Source organism: Nocardioides marmotae, from assembly GCF_013177455.1.
GTDB lineage: Bacteria > Actinomycetota > Actinomycetes > Propionibacteriales > Nocardioidaceae > Nocardioides > Nocardioides marmotae.
Genome location: NZ_CP053660.1, coordinates 1492167 through 1508772, shown reverse-complemented (window position 1 = coordinate 1508772; position 16606 = coordinate 1492167). Strand labels below are relative to the sequence as shown.

At 73.8% G+C, this 16606-nt stretch carries 16 protein-coding genes; 5 read left to right on the top strand and 11 right to left on the bottom strand.

The window, feature by feature from the left end; genetic code table 11:
- Positions 1 to 21 precede the first annotated feature (21 nt).
- A complete protein-coding gene (locus tag HPC71_RS07255; protein ID WP_216656566.1) occupies positions 22 to 1254 on the bottom strand; it encodes an AGE family epimerase/isomerase in 1233 nt (410 codons plus the stop codon).
- Positions 1251 to 2681, bottom strand: coding sequence for a M1 family metallopeptidase (locus tag HPC71_RS07250; RefSeq protein WP_154615032.1), 1431 nt, complete (start codon positions 2679 to 2681; stop codon positions 1251 to 1253). The genes HPC71_RS07255 and HPC71_RS07250 overlap by 4 nt, the downstream gene beginning before the upstream one ends.
- A 116-nt stretch (positions 2682 to 2797) precedes the next feature.
- Between HPC71_RS07250 and HPC71_RS07245 the strand changes: the two genes are divergently transcribed.
- The 4 genes from HPC71_RS07245 to HPC71_RS07230 all read left to right on the top strand — a co-directional run bounded on the left by HPC71_RS07245 (position 2798) and on the right by HPC71_RS07230 (position 8196).
- Entirely contained in the window at positions 2798 to 4156 is a 1359-nt protein-coding gene (locus HPC71_RS07245) for a rhodanese-like domain-containing protein (RefSeq protein ID WP_154615031.1), read from the top strand.
- 152 nt (positions 4157 to 4308) lie between these two features.
- Positions 4309 to 5211: a serine protein kinase RIO gene (locus HPC71_RS07240; RefSeq protein ID WP_154615030.1), complete on the top strand. Its 903-nt coding sequence runs from the start codon at positions 4309 to 4311 to the stop codon at positions 5209 to 5211.
- A 46-nt stretch (positions 5212 to 5257) separates the two neighbouring features.
- Complete coding sequence (locus HPC71_RS07235; protein WP_171896418.1) at positions 5258 to 6370, top strand: Rossmann fold nucleotide-binding protein; 1113 nt, start codon at positions 5258 to 5260, stop codon at positions 6368 to 6370.
- A gap of 59 nt (positions 6371 to 6429) precedes the next feature.
- Complete coding sequence (locus HPC71_RS07230; RefSeq protein ID WP_154615029.1) at positions 6430 to 8196, top strand: TIGR03767 family metallophosphoesterase; 1767 nt, start codon at positions 6430 to 6432, stop codon at positions 8194 to 8196.
- A 119-nt stretch (positions 8197 to 8315) separates the two neighbouring features.
- Here the strand turns inward: HPC71_RS07230 and rlmN are convergent, their stop codons facing one another.
- From rlmN to rpsB, 8 genes are all read right to left on the bottom strand, one after another.
- Entirely contained in the window at positions 8316 to 9455 is a 1140-nt protein-coding gene (gene rlmN / locus HPC71_RS07225) for a dual-specificity RNA methyltransferase RlmN (RefSeq protein WP_490713222.1), read from the bottom strand.
- 40 nt (positions 9456 to 9495) lie between these two features.
- On the bottom strand, positions 9496 to 9906 hold the full coding sequence (locus HPC71_RS07220; RefSeq protein WP_195849520.1) for a hypothetical protein: 411 nt from the start codon (positions 9904 to 9906) through the stop codon (positions 9496 to 9498).
- A complete protein-coding gene (locus HPC71_RS07215) occupies positions 9906 to 10433 on the bottom strand; it encodes a histidine phosphatase family protein (protein ID WP_154615028.1) in 528 nt (175 codons plus the stop codon). The genes HPC71_RS07220 and HPC71_RS07215 overlap by 1 nt, the downstream gene beginning before the upstream one ends.
- A gap of 13 nt (positions 10434 to 10446) precedes the next feature.
- The gene (locus HPC71_RS07210) at positions 10447 to 11334 is read right to left on the bottom strand and encodes a phosphatidate cytidylyltransferase (protein WP_154615027.1); all 888 of its coding nucleotides are present in this window, start codon (positions 11332 to 11334) and stop codon (positions 10447 to 10449) included.
- A gap of 14 nt (positions 11335 to 11348) precedes the next feature.
- The gene (gene frr, locus HPC71_RS07205; protein ID WP_216656620.1) at positions 11349 to 11903 is read right to left on the bottom strand and encodes a ribosome recycling factor; all 555 of its coding nucleotides are present in this window, start codon (positions 11901 to 11903) and stop codon (positions 11349 to 11351) included.
- 43 nt (positions 11904 to 11946) lie between these two features.
- Positions 11947 to 12660, bottom strand: coding sequence for a UMP kinase (pyrH, locus tag HPC71_RS07200; RefSeq protein WP_154612071.1), 714 nt, complete (start codon positions 12658 to 12660; stop codon positions 11947 to 11949).
- 104 nt (positions 12661 to 12764) lie between these two features.
- Positions 12765 to 13577, bottom strand: a complete 813-nt coding sequence (tsf, locus tag HPC71_RS07195) for a translation elongation factor Ts (RefSeq protein ID WP_154615026.1) — start codon at positions 13575 to 13577, stop codon at positions 12765 to 12767.
- A gap of 126 nt (positions 13578 to 13703) precedes the next feature.
- Entirely contained in the window at positions 13704 to 14666 is a 963-nt protein-coding gene (rpsB, locus tag HPC71_RS07190) for a 30S ribosomal protein S2 (RefSeq protein WP_171896415.1), read from the bottom strand.
- Positions 14667 to 15069: 403 nt separating this feature from the next.
- Between rpsB and HPC71_RS07185 the strand changes: the two genes are divergently transcribed.
- Entirely contained in the window at positions 15070 to 15642 is a 573-nt protein-coding gene (locus HPC71_RS07185; protein ID WP_154615025.1) for a M23 family metallopeptidase, read from the top strand.
- A 16-nt stretch (positions 15643 to 15658) separates the two neighbouring features.
- Here HPC71_RS07185 and HPC71_RS07180 read toward each other — a convergent pair whose 3' ends face one another.
- On the bottom strand, positions 15659 to 16597 hold the full coding sequence (locus HPC71_RS07180; RefSeq protein WP_154615024.1) for a tyrosine recombinase XerC: 939 nt from the start codon (positions 16595 to 16597) through the stop codon (positions 15659 to 15661).
- Positions 16598 to 16606: the final 9 nt, after the last annotated feature.

Sequence of the window (16606 nt, the reverse complement as noted above, 5' to 3'; positions counted from 1 at the left end):
CCCGGCCCGCCTCCCAGCCCCTCACCGGCTCGCGGCGAGGGCGACGGCGGCCGACGGGGCGAGCGGGAGCGAGGGCAGCAGCAGCGCGTTGAGCGCGTGGTAGGCGTCGGGCTTGCCCGGCCAGGTCAGCGCGGCCGGGGCGAGGTCGGGGCCGAGCTCGTGCAGCCAGGAGCCGTCGGGCTCGACGAGGTGGTCGACGGTGAAGGACCACCAGCGCGCGGCGAGGTCGGCGTACCGCTCCTCCCCCGTCGCCCGGGCCAGCGCGTCCGCCGCGAGCACCGCCTCGCAGTGCACCCAGTGGAACCGCTGGTCGACGACCGGAACCCCGGACCAGTCGGTGGTGTAGGGGAAGCCGGCGCGGCCGCCGTCGGCGTCGGCCGCGGCCCGGTCGAAGAGGCCGCGGGCCGCCTCGAGCAGCCAGCCCGGCGGCGGGTCGCCGGCGCGCTCGTGCGCGGCGTGGAGGTGGACGAGCAGGCGGGCCCACTCCAGGCCGTGGCCGGGGGTGGCACCGTAGGGCCGGAACGGGTCGGCGGGACGGTCGCGGTGGTGCTCGGGCAGCGGCCGCCAGTCGGCGTCGAAGTGCTCCACGACCCGCCACGCGTGGGCGCGGGCGACGCGGTCGACGAGGTGCTCAGCGATCCGCAGGGCGCGCCCGCGCCAGACCGGGTCGCAGGTCGCGTCGGCGGCGACGAGGTAGGCCTCGACGGTGTGCATGCAGCCGTTCGCGCCGCGGTAGTCCTCGGCCCGCGACCAGTCCCCCGACCACTGCTCGACGCACAGCCCGCGGCCCTCGTCCCAGAACCGCTCGGCGTGGACAGCCAGCGCGCGGTCGAGCAGGCCGTCGGCCGCGGGGACCCCGGCGACCGCGGCCGTGGCGGCGGCGAGCACGACGAAGGCGTGGTCGTAGCAGGACTTGGTGTCCCCCATGGGACGCCCGTCGCCGTCCAGGGCGCTCCACCACCCGCCGTGGGCGCGGTCCTCGAAGGGCCCGCCGAGCGTCTCGATGCCGTGCCGCGCGAGGTCGGCCGCGCCGGGGACGCCGAGCAGGGAGGCGAGGGAGAAGACGTAGGTCATCCGCGCGTTGATCCACAGCTCGGGGCCGCGCCCGGTGTTGACCGTGCCGTCGCGGCCCAGGTGGCCGAAGCCCCGCTCGAGTCGCGAGCCGGCCGCAAAGGCCAGCAGCCGCTCCAGCAGGACCGCGCGGTCACCGGACACCGGGCCGACCACGGGACCGACAGCCGCCGGGCCGGTCACGCGAACCCGTTGGCCGCGGTGCGGGCCGGGGGCCGCGGCGCGCGGAGCCAGGCGTCGAAGAACCCGCCGAGGGACTCCCCGCTGACCTCGGCGGCGAGCTGCTCGAGCTCGGCGCCCGAGCCGTGGCCGCCCTCGCGGTCGGCGAGCCAGGTGCGCAGCAGCGTGCGGAAGTTGCGCTCGCCGATGCGCGTGCGCAGCGCCTGGAAGGCCATCCCGCCGCGCAGGTAGACGGGCTCGGAGAAGATCCGCTCCGCTCCGGGGTCGTCGACCGGCACCGCCCAGAAGTCGTCGTGGTCGGCCAGCAGCGCGTGGGTGCCCTCCATCCACCGCTGGGCCTTCATGCCGCCGTGCGCCTCGGCGTACCGCGCCTCCATGAAGGTCGCGGCGCCCTCGTTGATCCAGATGTCGCGCCACCCGCGCACCGCGACGGAGTCGCCGAACCACTGGTGGGCGACCTCGTGGACGACGGTCGCGAGCGCGCCGCGGCCGCTCATCACGGGGTAGGTCGGGCGGGTCTGGTTCTCCAGGGCGAAGCCCGGCTCGAGGCTGGTGGTGAGGCCGCCGGTCGCGCTGAACGGGTAGGGACCCAGCTGCTGCTCGGTCCACCGGACGACGTCGGAGGTGCGCCGCATCAGGTCCATCGCGCGGGAGCGCTCGGGCTGGGGGATGCGGCGGGAGACCGCGACGTACCACGGCAGCCCGTGGTGGACGCCGTGGTCGACCTGGAAGCGGCCCGCGGCGAAGAAGGCGAGGTACGGCGCCATCGGCTCGGCCGCGCGCCAGCGGGTGGTCGCCTGCCGCCCGTGCACCCTGCGCGAGACCAGCCGTCCGTTGCCCACGACCTGCTTGTCGGCCGGCACGGTGACCGAGACGTCCACGTGCGCCTTGTCGCGGGGGTGGTCGTTGGCGGGGAACCACCACGGGGCCATGTGCGGCTGGTTCATCGCGACGACCTCGCCGGGGTCGGCCAGCCAGTTCTGCTCGCCCTGCCACCTGATCCGGCCGGGCCGTCCGGCGTACCGCACGACCACGGTGACGACGTCACCGGCGAGGACCGGCCGCGCCGGGCGGATGCTCAGCTCGTGCCGGTCCGGGCGCGTCCACCGCGCGGGCCGGCCCGCGACCCGGACCTGCTGCACCGGGAGCAGCAGGTCGAGGTTGAACCGGGACAGGTCGTGGATGGCACGAACGCGGAGCCGGGTCCTGCCCTCGAGCCGCCCGCGGTCGAAGTCGTAGGCGATGTCGACGTCGTAGCTGCGGACGTCGATGCCGCCGTTGCCGTCCTGGGGGAAGTAGGGATCCCCGATGCCTGCGGACCCGGGCCGCGGCCGGGCGGCCGGCTCGTCGCCGGCGAGGGCGGTCGCGGAGCCGGCGAGCACGAGCGTCCCGGCCAGCAGGCCGGGGACGAGGCGGCGGAGTGGACGCATCGATGCACGGTATCCCCTGGCACCGACGCGGCGCGGTGGGTTGCGGACCCGACCTCTTTAGTCGAGTATCCCGCTAGACATTGATCAACCGGCCGGCACCCGGCCCAGGAGGAACGATGCACGTCGTCACGATCGAGGTCCCCTCCCTCGGCAACCGCTGCCACCTCGTCCACGACGGGCGCAGCGCGCTGGTCGTCGACCCGCCGCGCGACCTCGCCCCCGTCGAGCGGGCCGCCGAGGCGGCCGAGGTCGAGATCGTGGCGGTGGCCGACACCCACATCCACAGCGACTACGTCTCGGGCGCGTTGGCCCTGGCCCGCCGTCACGGAGCCGACTACCTGCTCGCGGCCGACGAGCGGGTCGACTTCGAGCGGGTCGGGGTCCGCGACGGCGACGAGGTGCCGGTCGGCCGGCTCCGCGTGGAGGTCCACGCGACGCCCGGCCACACCCGCCACCACCAGGCGTTCCTCGTGCGCGAGGGGATGCGGCCGGCCGCGCTGTTCACCGGCGGCAGCCTCCTGCACGGCACGGTCGGGCGCACCGACCTGGTCGACCCCCGCCTGACCCGCGAGCTGGCGCGGCAGCAGTGGCGCTCCGCGCGGGCGCTCTCCCGCCTCCACCCCGCCACCACGCTGCACCCCACCCACGGGTTCGGGAGCCTGTGCGCCGCGACGTCGGTGCCGGCCCACGACCCGGGCCGGGCGATCACGCTCGCCGACCAGCTCACCGCCAACCCCGCGCTGACCACGCCGCAGGAGGCGTTCGTCTCGGCCCTGGTCGCCGGCTTCGGCCCCGTGCCCGCCCACTACCGGCACGTGGCACCGCTGAACCGGGCCGGCGCCGGACGCGCCCACCCCCGCCCCGCCCGGCCGCGCACCGCCGAGGAGGTCGCCGACACGGTGCTCGCCGGCGGCTGGGTCGTCGACCTGCGCGAGCGCTCGCGCTTCGCCGAGGCGCACCTGCCCGGCTCGGTCAGCATCGAGGCCGGCCCCCAGATGGCGACGTACGTCGGCTGGCTGGTGCCGTGGGGCACCGACATCGTGCTGGTCACCGACGACGCCTCCGCGCTCGGGCCGGCGCTGCGCGACCTGGCGGCCATCGGCATCGAGGGCGTCGGGACGCACGTGCTCGACGGGGCCGGCCTGACCGCGACGTACCGCCGCACCGACTGGGCGGGCTACCGCGCCGCGACCGCCCACGACCCCGCCCCGCCGCGCGTCGTCCTCGACGTCCGGCAGCGCGAGGAGTGGGCCGCGGGGCACCTCCCCGGCGCCGTGCACGTGCCCGTCCAGGACGTCGCTGCGCACGCCGCGACCCTCCCCGCGGGCGAGGTGTGGGTGCACTGCCGCTCGGGCTACCGCGCCGGCATCGCGGCGAGCCTGCTGCACCGGCTCGGCCACCACGTCGTGCACGTCGACGACGCCTGGGAGCGGGTCCACGAGCTCGCCATCCCGGTCGCCGGACTCGCCGCCTAAATGCGTTGCGACGCCCGGCCGCGGGCCACCACCCTGGTCCCGGCCGGGTCTTCCGCCCGCCCGCCCCAGCGATCGAGAGGAGCGTGACATGTCCATGACTGTCCTCGCCCTGCCCTCCGCACCCCCTCTCCTCCTCGATCCCTGGAGCACCGTTGACCTCGCACGACCCGCAGCACCCGAGCCTCCGCACCACCCCTGACCCCGACCTCGACCTCCACCCCGCCGTCGACCCCGCCGTCGTCGCCGGCTGGCGCGTCCACGACGACCTGGCCGAGGGCCAGCGCTGGACGACCTGGTACGACGTCGAGCCGCTCGCCCGCGGACCCGAGCCGCGACCCGACTGGGTCGTGACCTCCCGCGGCGCCGTCGACACCGACCTCGGCATCCTCAAGACCGGCAAGGAGGCCGACGTCTTCCTCCTGGAGCGGGCCGACCCGCTCCTGCCCGACCAGGCGGTGGTCCTGGCCGCCAAGCGCTACCGCTCGACCGAGCACCGCACCTTCCACCGGGCCGCGTCCTACACCGAGGGCCGCAGCATGAAGCGCTCCCGCGACCAGCGCGCCGTCAAGCGCGGCTCCACCTTCGGCCGCCAGGTCGCAGCCGCCGAGTGGACCGTCTCGGAGTGGGCCGCGCTGAAACGGCTGTGGTCGCTCGGCCTCCCGGTCCCCTACCCCGTGCAGGTCGACGGCACCGAGCTGCTCATGGAGTGGATCAGCATCGACGGCGAGGACGGCCCCGAGACGGCACCTCGGCTCGCCCAGGCCCGGCCGGCGCCGGCGCTGCTGGCCTCCTACTTCGACCAGCTGCGCGAGGCGATGGCCACGATGACGCAACACGGCCTGGTGCACGGCGACCTGTCGCCGTACAACATCCTGGCGGCCGGGGACCGGCTCGTCGTCATCGACCTCCCGCAGGTCGTCGACCTCGTCGGCAACCTCCACGGCATGGACTACCTGCTCCGCGACTGCACCAACGTGTGTCGGTGGTTCCGGGCCCGGGGGTTGGCCGTCGACGAGCAGGAGCTCTTCGCCGACCTGCTCGCCACCGCCTTCTAGGGCCACGCGTCGAGGACCGCTGGGAGGCCACCCCTAGGTTGACGGGGTGAGGCACACCCACGGCCGCGTCGTCCAGGTCGAGTCGCTGGCGGACTTCGACCGCCGCATGGCCGCGGGGGCGACGTCGCTGTCGGGCTGGCGGGTCCGTGCGGTCGACCTGTCCGACCGCACGGACCGGCTGGCGCGCTGCCGGGTGGCCGGCGCGGCCTTCCTCGGGTGCACCTTCGCCCCGGGGCAGGCCGAGCGGTTGCTCGACCAGGGCGCGCTGGTGCTGCCCGTCGCCCCCGGCGCGCCGCTCGACACCGCCCGGGCCGAGCTCTACACCGCCGCCGAGCTGTACGGCGCGGGCCCCTACGAGTCCTCGCTGGACGCACGCGCCTACGCGTGGTCCCAGGAGCCGCCGACCCCCGAGACCGCGCTGGCCAAGGCGCTCCACGACCACGCCATCGACCAGGCCCTCACCTCCTGGGTGACCGGCCGGCGCCTGGTCGGGGTCATGGGCGGCCACGCGCTCCAGCGGGGCTCGGAGGGGTACGCCGCGGCGGCCGCGCTCGGGCACGCCCTGGGCGGGGCGTGCACGGTCGCCACCGGCGGCGGGCCCGGCGCGATGGAGGCCGCGAACCTCGGGGCGCGGCTGGCGCGGCGGCCCGCCGAGGAGCTGACCGCCGCCCTCGCGGACCTGGCCCGCGTGCCGGCGTACCGGCCCTCGATCGGGGCGTGGGCCCGCGTCGCGCTGGAGGTGTGCGACCGGCACCCCGATCCCGTCGACACCCTGGGGATCCCCACCTGGCACTACGGGCACGAGCCGCCCAACGTCTTCGCCACCTCGATCGCGAAGTACTTCCGCAACGCCACCCGCGAGGCCGTGCTGCTGGAGGTCTGCGACGGCGGGATCGTCTTCCTCCCCGGCGCCGCCGGCACCGTCCAGGAGGTCTTCCAGGACGCCTGCGAGAACTACTACGCCGATGAGTCCTCGCTCGCGCCGATGGTCCTGGTCGGGCGGACCCACTGGACCGAGACCTTCCCCGCCTGGCCCCTCCTCCGCGCGCTGGCGCGCGAGCGGCCGATGGCGCCCCACGTGCACCTTGTCGACACCGTCGCCGAGGCCGCCGCGCTCGTCGCGGCCGGCGCGCCCCGGCCCGAGCGGGACGCCCGGTGAGTTGACCGAATAGCTCCCCAGGTGTCGGTCGTCACACCTAGGGTGATCGCACCATGCCGATGCCAGAGATCTCCCGTCGCCAGCTGCTCCGCTCCGCCGGAGCAGCCGCCCTCGCTGCCACGACCGCCGCCTCGGCGGCCGCCACCTCCGCGGCCTCCGCCGCGTCCTCCGCCGGGTCGACCGCCGCCGCGGCCGTCGCCAAGCGCGGCACCACCCTCGCCCGGGTCATCCGCAAGGGCGCGCCGGGCGCGCTGGGCTACGCCCCGCTCGTCGCCGGCCCCGGTGAGAAGCACCGCCTGCGCCAGGACCTCGGGCTCAAGGCCGCCGCGCGCCGCGCCCGCAAGCGCAAGGGTCTGCTCGCCTTCGCCCAGCTCAGCGACGTCCACGTCCTCGACGCGCAGTCGCCGCTGCGGGTGGAGTGGGTCGACCGCTGGGACGACGCCGACCTCGGCGGCCCCACCCCGGGCAACCAGCTCTCCTCGTCCTACCGGGCCCACGAGATGCTCACCGCGCACATCGCCGACTCGATGGTCCGCCAGATCAACGCCATCGGGAAGGGCCCGGTCACCGGCAAGCCCCTCGCCGTGGCCGTGCAGACCGGCGACAACTCCGACAACAGCCAGTACAACGAGATCCGCTGGAACATCGACGTCCTCGACGGCGGCGAGGTCCGGGTGGACTCCGGTGACACCGAGAAGTGGGAGGGCGTCCACGACCTCGACCCCGACCACTACGACATCCACTACTACCACCCCGACGGGCAGCCCGAGGGCGCCGAGGTCGACCGCCCGCGCGGCACGTTCGGCTTCCCGACCGTCCCCGGCCTGCTCGACGCCGCCCGCCGTCCCTTCGAGGCCGAGGGGCTCGCGATGCCGTGGATCACGGCCTTCGGCAACCACGACGGCCTGGTCCAGGGCAACTTCCCGCAGACCATCGAGGGTCTCTCGGAGTTCGCCGTCGGCTCGATCAAGGCCATCCAGCCCCCCGAGGGCATCGCCAAGCTCGAGGTCCTCGGCGCGCTGCTCGCCCGCGGCGAGGCGGTCGCCCGCCTGCTCAAGCGGATCGCCGAGGCGCCCAACACGCGTACCGTCACCCCCGACGAGGACCGCCGCCTGCTCAGCCGCGCCGAGGTCGTCGCCGAGCACTTCGAGACCACCAGCAAGCCGGTCGGCCACGGGTTCACCGAGGAGAACAAGGCGCAGGGCACGGCGTACTACGCCTACACGCGCAACAAGATCCGCTTCGTCGTCCTCGACTCGGTCAACACCGCCGGCGGCCAGAACGGCTCGATCGACCGCGCGCAGCTGGCCTGGCTCAAGCGCACGCTGAAGCAGGCCAAGGCCGACAAGAAGTACGCCGTCATCTGCTCCCACCACCCCTCGACCTCGATGACCAACAACGAGGGCGGCGACCGGGTCCTGGCCGAGGAGCTGATCAAGGTCCTCCACGCCCACCCGGTCGTCATCGCCTGGGTCAACGGCCACACCCACACCAACCACGTGTGGCCGCGGCCGGTCGTCGCGAACAAGAAGAAGAACAAGGGCCGCGGCTTCTGGGAGATCAACACCGCCTCCCACATCGACTGGCCCCAGCAGTCGCGTCTCATCGAGGTCGCCGACAACAAGGACGGCACGCTGTCGATCTTCGCCACGATGGTCGACCACGGCGGCGCGGTCACCCCGGGTGCCGACCTGGGCGACACCCACGCCCTCGCCTCGATCGGCCGCGAGCTCGCCGCCAACGAGTGGCAGGAGAAGGGCGGCGACCGCCGCGGCACCTCCGCGGACCGCAACGTCGAGCTGCTCATCCGCAACCCGCTGCGCTGACCCGCTGCGGGCCCAGACCCGAAGGACCCGCCCTCCCCGGGCTGCCGCTGCTCCCGGGGTGGAGCGGGTCCTTCGTCGTCCAGGCCTTCACGCCGCCGGTCGGGGCGGCGCCGGGGCGGTCACTCCGCGGCGGCGAGCTGCCCGCAGGCCCCGTCGATCTCGCGGCCGCGGGTGTCGCGGACCGTGGTCGGGATGCCCTTGGCCTCCAGACGGCGGACGAACTCCCGCTCGTCGGCGGGGTCCGAGGCGGTCCACTTCGAGCCCGGCGTCGGGTTCAGCGGGATCAGGTTGACGTGCACCCAGCCCCAGTCGCCGTAGGAGTTGAGCACGTCGCCGAGCAGGTCTGCGCGGTGCGCCTGGTCGTTGATGCCGCGCATCATGGCGTACTCGATGGAGACCCGGCGCTTGGTGGTGCGCGCGTAGTTCCAGGCCGCCTCGACGGTCTCGGCGACCGAGAAGCGGGTGTTGATCGGGACCAGCTCGTTGCGCAGCTCGTCGTCGGGCGCGTGCAGGCTCAGCGCGAGCGTGACCGGGATGCCCTCCTCGGCCAGCTGGTTGATCCGCGGCACCAGGCCGACGGTGGAGACGGTGATGCCGCGCGCGGACATGCCGAGGCCGTCCGGGGCGGTGTCGACGAGGCGTCGTACGGCGCCGATGACCGCCTTGTAGTTGGCCAGCGGCTCGCCCATGCCCATGAACACCACGTTGGAGACGCGGCCCGGGCCGCCGGGGACCTCGCCGCGGGCCATCGACCGGGCGGCGGCGACGACCTGCTCGACGATCTCGGCGGTCGACATGTTGCGCTGCAGACCGCCCTGGCCGGTGGCGCAGAACGGGCAGGCCATGCCGCAGCCGGCCTGGCTGGAGACGCAGACGGTCGCGCGGTCGGGGTAGCGCATGAGCACCGACTCCACGAGCGCGCCGTCGAAGAGCTTCCACAGCGTCTTGCGGGTGGTGCCGCGGTCGGCCTCGAGCGTGCGCAGCGGGGTCATCAGCTGCGGCAGCAGCGCGGAGACGAGCTCCTCGCGCTGGGTGGCCGGCAGGTCGGTCATCTCGGCCGGGTCGTCGACCAGGCGGCCGAAGTAGTGGGTCGAGAGCTGCTTGGCCCGGAAGCCCGGGAGCCCCTGCTCCTCCAGCAGCGTCTTGCGCTCGGCGGAGGTGAGGTCGGCGAGGTGCCGCGGCGGCTTCTTGCGACCGCGCGGCTCGTTGAAGACGAGAGGGAGGGGCTTGGGGTCAGACATCGCCGTCCAGTCTCCCATCCGCGCGGCGCGCGGCTCAATCCTCGGCCCGGGGCCGGCCTCAGGACTGGGTCGAGACCATCGCCCACAGCACCAGCGCGGTGACCCCCGCGACCACCAGCGCCGTGAGCACCATGCCGAGCAGCATGTAGCTGCCGAAGCGACGGCTGCGGCGCACCGCGATCAGGCCCAACGGCACCGCGAGCAGCACCAGGACGTAGGGGAAGAGGTCCTCGGCGGTGCCGGTGTCGAACAGCGCGCCCAGCACCGCGGCGTAGACCCCCGGCACCAAGGTGACGGCGACCAGCCCGGTGAAGAAGCCGGCGAGCGGGGTGAAGACCGGGTGGTCGCGGTGCCACCAGTCGGGGAGGGTGCCCTCGGTCGCTGGGTCGGTCGTCGGGTCGTCCGTGGCCGGATCGCCGGTCGTCGGCTGGGCCGGCGTCGGCTCGTCCGTGCGGTCCTCGATCTCCATCACGCCGACACTAACGGCTCCTCGACGGCGATGACGGCGGGCATGCCGAGCCCTGCCCAGGTCGCCGGGTCCGCCTCCGTGCCGGTGACCGCGGCGTGGACCAGCGCCCAGGCCGTGCCGTGCCCGACGAGGACGACCGGCCCGTCGCCGTGCAGGCGCAGGATCGAGGCGACCGAGCGCACGACGCGCTCCCGGGTCCGGGCCAGCGGCTCCCACCCGTCGTACGCCGCGTGGTCGGGCTCGGCGAACGCGCGCCGGACCGTGGCCTCGAAGTCCGGCAGCCAGTCGGCGGTGTCGCGGACCTGCTCGCGCAGGTCGGCCACCACGCCGACCTCCCCCTCGGTGAGCAGCTGGGCGGTCCCCACCGCCTTCGGCTCCGGCGAGGTGAACCAGGTGCCGCCCTGGGGCAGCCGGTCGCGCAGCGCCCAGACGTCGTCGAAGCCGGCGGGGTCGAGCTCCCAGGTGTGGGCCGGGCGGGTCCGGTCGACCAGCGGCCGGCCGTGCCGGACGAGGAAGAGGGCAGCCATCAGGTCACGACGGTCAGAAGACCGCGTAGTGCAGCAGCAGCCAGATCGGCGCGACCGTGGCCAGCAGCGAGTCGAGCCGGTCCATCAGGCCGCCGTGGCCGGGGATGACCTGGCTCATGTCCTTGATGCCGAGGTCGCGCTTGATCACCGACTCGCACAGGTCGCCGAGGGTCGCCATGACCACGGCAATGATGCCGAGGGCGATGCCGACCCACCAGTCGCCGTCGAGGAGGTAGGTGACCAGCGCCCAGCCGGCGGCGACGGTGAAGACCAGCGAGCCGGCGAAGCCCTCCCACGACTTCTTCGGCGAGATCACCGGCGCCATCGGGTGCTTGCCGAACAGGACGCCCGCGACGTACCCGCCGATGTCGGAGGCGATGGTCACCAGGATGAAGGTGATGATCCCCTGGACGCCGGGGTCGTCGAGGCCCGAGCCGCCGCCGTCGAGACCGGTCCCGCCCTCGGCGAGGAGCAGCGCGACGAACGAGCCGAGGAACGGCACGTAGACCAGGGTGAACACCGACGCCGTGGCGTTCTGCACGTAGCCGTCGATGCCCCTGCGCAGCAGCCAGAGCATCGTCACCAGCGCCGAGACGGCGGTGGCGGTGACCAGCGCGGGCGCGCCGGAGAAGTACGCGACGACGACCATCACGACGCCGCCGATCATCAGCGGCTGCTCGGGCAGGTCGATGCCCTTGGCCAGCAGACCCTTGCGCAGCTCCCAGATCGCGACGACGACCGCCACCGCGACGATCACCATGAACGCCGTCTTCCAGAAGAGCAGCGAGGCGGCGATCGCGGCAAGCAGGACGACCGCCGAGGTGACGGCGGCCTTGAGGTCCCGCCCGGCGCGCCCGTGGTCCTTGGCCGGCGGAGCGGCCGGCATCGGGGATTCGGTCATGGAGTGCCCGCCCCTCAGACCTCGAGGAGCTCGGACTCCTTGTTCTTCAGCATCTCGTCGATGGCGTCGGTGTGCTTCTTGGTCAGGCCGTCGAGCCGCTTCTCGGCGCCGGAGACGTCGTCCTTGCCGACCTCGCCGTCCTTCTCGAGCTTCTCGAGGTTCTGCTTGGCGGTGCGGCGCAGGTTGCGGACGGCGACCCGGCCGTCCTCGGCCTTGCCGCGGGCGACCTTGATGTACTCCTTGCGGCGCTCCTCGGTCAGCTCGGGGAAGACACAGCGGATGACCTTGCCGTCGTCGGCGGGGTTCACGCCGAGGTCGGAGTCGCGGATCGCCCGCTCGATGTTCTTCATCGCGCCCTGGTCGAAGGGCGAGATCAGGATGGTCCGCGCCTCGGGGGCGGTGAAGGAGGCCAGCTGCTGGATCGGCGTCGGCGTCCCGTAGTAGTCCACCATGATCTTGGAGAACATGCTGGGGTGGGCGCGGCCGGCCCGGATCGCGGCGAACTCCTCGCGCGTGGCCTCGACCGACTTGTCCATCTTGCTGTCGGCCTCGTTGAGGATGTCGTTGATCACGGGTCAGCTCCTGTTGGTTCGGGTCGTCCGTCGCTGCGGCTCAGTCACGCGAGACCGTCGTGCCGATCTTCTCACCCCGCACCGCCCGGACGATGGTGCCGGGGGTGGAGAGGTTGAAGAACACCATGTCCATGTCGTTGTCGCGGGCCAGGCTCACGGCCGTCGCGTCGGCGACCTTCAGGTCACGGGTGAGGAACTCGTCGTAGGTGAGCGCGTCGAACTTCGTCGCGTCGGGGTTCTGGTTCGGGTCGGAGTCGTAGACGCCGTCCACGCCCTGCTTGCCCATCAGGATGACCTCGCAGCGGGTCTCCAGGGCGCGCTGGGCGGCCACGGTGTCGGTGCTGAAGAACGGCATGCCGGCGCCGGCGCCGAAGATGACCACGCGGCCCTTCTCCATGTGGCGGATGGCGCGGCGCGGGATGTAGGGCTCGGCCACCTGGCCCATGGTGATCGCGGTCTGGACGCGGGTCTCGACGCCGTGCTTCTCGACGAAGTCCTGCAGCGCCAGGCAGTTCATCACCGTGCCCAGCATGCCCATGTAGTCGGCGCGGGCCCGTTCCATGCCGCGCTGCTGCAGCTCGGCGCCGCGGAAGAAGTTCCCTCCGCCGACGACGATGCCCACCTCGACCCCGGAGCGGGCGACGTCGGCCACCTCGCTGGCGGTCGCGTTGATCACGTCCAGGTCGAGACCGACCTGTCCACCGCCGAAGACCTCACCCGAGAGCTTGAGCAGGACGCGCTTGTAGCCGGTCATGCGGCTTCCCTTCTGTCGGCGGGCATGACGAAGGCCGGCCCGATGGAGTGTGTCTGCTCCATCGGGACCGGCCTCCTCATGATGTCTGGCGAGACCTTAGTGCCTCAGGCGCCGACCTCGAAACGGGCGAACCGCTTCAGGGTCGTGCCGGCCTCGTCGAGGACGGCCTTGACGGACTTCTTGTTCTCGGTCACCGAGGGCTGCTCGAGGAGGACGACCTCCTTGAAGAACCCGTTGAGGCGGCCCTCGGTGATCTTGGCGATCGCCTGCTCGGGCTTGCCCTCCTCGCGGGACTTCTGCTCGGCGATGCTGCGCTCGTGCGCGACGACGTCGGCGGGGACCTCGTCGCGGGTGAGGTACTGCGGGCGCATGGCCGCGATCTGCATCGCGGCGCCGCGGGCGGCCTCCTCGTCACCGTCGTACTCCACGAGCACGCCGACGGCGGGCGGGAGGTCGGCGGCACGCTTGTGCATGTAGACGACGGTCGGGCCCTCGAAGTACGCCACCTCGCCGAGCTCGATCTTCTCGCCGATGGAGATGGCGAGGTCGCCGACGACCTCGCCGACGGTCTTGTCGCCGAGCGCAACGGCCTTGAGCGCCTCGGCGTCGGCGGCCTTGGCCTCGGCGGCGGCGTCGGCGATCCGCTGAGCGGTCGCGACGAACTCGTCGTTCTTGGCCACGAAGTCGGTCTCGCAGCGCAGCTCGACGAGGGCGCCGCCGGAGGTCGCGACGAGGCCGGCGGTGGCCTCGCGCTCGGCGCCGCGGGCCTCGGCCTTCGCAGCACCCTTGACGCGGAGGATCTCGATGGCCTTGTCGAAGTCGCCGTCGGCCTCGGTCAGGGCCTTCTTGCAGTCCATCATGCCGGCGCTGGTGAGCTCACGGAGCTTCTTCACGTCGGCGGCGGAGATGTTCGCCATGGTGTTGTCCCGTCTGGGTCGCAGGAATCGAAAAGAGTCTGGGCCGGGTGCGACGTGGTCGCGAGCCCGGCGGGCCGACCGCCGCGGCGCCGCGCGTACGTCGTACGCGCGGCGCCGCGGTCGGGGTCAGGCCTGGGGCTGCTCGGCAGCCGGCTCCGCGGCGGGCTCGGCGGCCTGCTCGGCAGCGGGCTCGTCGGTCGCAGCAGCAGCGGCGGCGTCCGAGGCAGCGGCCTCGGTGGAGGCGCCGGTCGCCTCGGAGGCCGGGGCGTCGGTGCTCGCGGCGTCGCCACCGGTCGCCTCGACGGCGGCCTTCTCAGCGTCGCCCCCCAGCAGCTCGCGCTCCCACTCGGCCAGCGGCTCGGCGGCGGTCGGCGTGCCCTCGGCGGCGGCCTTGCCACCGGAGCGGGCGATGAGGCCCTCGGCGACGGCGTCGGCGACCACGCGGGTCAGCAGCCCGACGGCGCGGATGGCGTCGTCGTTGCCCGGGATCGGGAAGTCGACCTCGTCGGGGTCGCAGTTGGTGTCCAGGATGCCGATGATCGGGATCCGGAGCTTGCGAGCCTCCTCGACGGCGAGGTGCTCCTTCTTGGTGTCGACGATCCAGACGGCCGAGGGGGTGCGGCCCATCTCGCGGATGCCGCCCAGGGTCTTCTCCAGCTTGTCGCGCTCGCGACGCATCTGGAGGAGCTCCTTCTTGGTGCGGCCCGAGGCGGCGACGTTGTCGAAGTCCAGCTCGTCGAGCTCCTTGAGCCGGTTGATCCGCTGGTGCACGGTCTGGAAGTTGGTGAGCATGCCGCCGAGCCAACGCTGGTTGACGTAGGGCATGCCGACGCGGGTCGCCTGCTCGGCGATCGCCTCCTGCGCCTGCTTCTTGGTGCCGACGAACATGATCGTCCCGCCCTTGGCGACCGTCTCCTTGATGAAGGCGTAGGAGCGGTCGATGTAGGCCAGCGACTGCTGCAGGTCGATGATGTAGATGCCGTTGCGCTCGGTCATGATGAAGCGCTTCATCTTCGGGTTCCAGCGACGGGTCTGGTGCCCGAAGTGAACGCCGCTCTCGAGGAGCTGGCGCATGGTCACGACTGCCATGGTGGTGTTCTCCTGTGTGGTGGAGCCGCCGCCGTGTGCCCACCCTTGCGAACGAGGGCGGACCGGTGACGCGCTCCGGTCGTTTTCAGTTGCCGCGAGCCGACGGGTGCCGGTCGCCCTGACGCCGGCGCGCGACCCGACCCGGCTCTCGCTGGGACCGAGGGTCGTCGCCCACGGGTTGATCGGCCCTCCCCGGGATGGAATCCGGGTGGGACCGCCGCGGTCTGCCGACGTGCGAAGTCAGTACGCGTGGTGACGTGCGGACTGCCCCTCCAGCGTACGCCGTCCGCGCGGTGGCCCGCCAATCGCCGGGAATCGTCCCCGGCGCGGGTCCGCCGCAGCGTCCTCCCCAGGTCGCGCCGGGGCCCGGGCGAGGGGTCCGCTCCCCCGCCAGGGTGGCCCGATGGACCTGGTCACGCTCGCGCTGCTGCTCTCCCTCCGGCCCGCGGCGCCCCCGGACACCGACCCCGTCGGCGAGTGGCCGCTGCGGCCCGAGCCGGCCGTGGTGGAGCACTTCGACCCGCCGGACGGTCCCTACGGCGCGGGCCACCGGGGCGTGGACCTGCTCGGCTCCCCCGGCCAGCCGGTCCGGGCCGCGCTGCCGGGGCGGGTCACCTGGGCCGGGAGCCTGGCCGGCCGCGGGGTCGTGGTCGTCTCCCACGGCGCCACGCGGACGACGTACGAGCCGGTGGGCGCCGCCGTCCCGGTGGGCACCGCCGTCGCCGCCGGCGAGGTGGTCGGCGCCCTGGAGCTGACCGGGTCGCACTGCTTCCCCCGCGCCTGCCTGCACTGGGGCTGGCTGGAGGGCGAGACCTACCTCGACCCGTTGGACCTCGTCGGCGCCGGGCCGGTCCGGCTGCTGCCGTTGTGGCGCGCCGACCCCGTGGGCACCCCGGTGAACGTCCAACCTGTCCGGCCCGTCCACCCGTACGCCGCCTGGCGACCGCCCGGCACCGGGCTCGGCCCGGTGGCCTGAGCCCGCGGCCGGGCCGTCAGGCGCGCGGGTGGGCCTGCTGGTAGGCCCGGCGCAGCCGGTCGGTCGTGACGTGGGTGTAGAGCTGGGTCGTGGCCAGCGAGGCGTGGCCGAGGATCTCCTGCACCGAGCGGAGGTCGGCGCCGCCCTCGAGCAGGTGCGTGGCCGCGGTGTGCCGCAGGCCGTGCGGGCCGATGTCGGGGGCGCCGGGCACGTCGGCGATCCGGCGGTGCACGAGCGTCCGCACCGCCCGCTGGTCGATGCGCCGTCCGCGGACGCCGAGGAACAGCGCCGGCCCGGACCCGTCGACCGCGAGGTGCGGGCGGCCGTGCTTGACCCAGAAGTCCAGCGCCCGGGCCGCCGGGCGGCCGAACGGGACGGTGCGCTCCTTGCGGCCCTTGCCCAGGACGCGCACGACGTTGCGGTCGCGGTCGACGTCGTCGACGTCGAGGCCGACCAGCTCGCCGACCCGGATGCCGGTGGCGTAGAGCAGCTCGATCATCGCCACGTCCCGCAGGCCGACCGGTCCGCCGTCATCGGCGAGCTCCGCGGCGGCCCGCACGAGGTCGGCCGCCTCGTCGGCGCGGAGCACCGGCGGGAGGGTGCGGTGTGCCTTGGGCGAGCCGAGGCTCGCGCCGGCGTCGATGCTCGCCCGCCCGGTGCGCAGCAGCCAGGCGGTGAAGACGCGGGCCGCGGTGGCCCGCCGGGCGAGCGTCGTGCGCGAGCGCCCCATGGTCTGCTGCTTGGCCAGCCAGCTGCGCAGGGCCCGCAGGTCCAGGCCGGCGACGTCGGTGTGGCCGAGCCGGGCGGCGTGCCCGAGCAGGCCGGCGACGTCGGCGGTGTAGGCCCGGACGGTGTGCGGGGTGAGGTCGCGCTCGGCGACCAGGTGGCGCTCGTAGTCGGCGAGCACCCGGGCCATCGGCTCCGGGAGCTCGTCCCGCTCCGCCGGCTCGCCCATGAGGCAGGA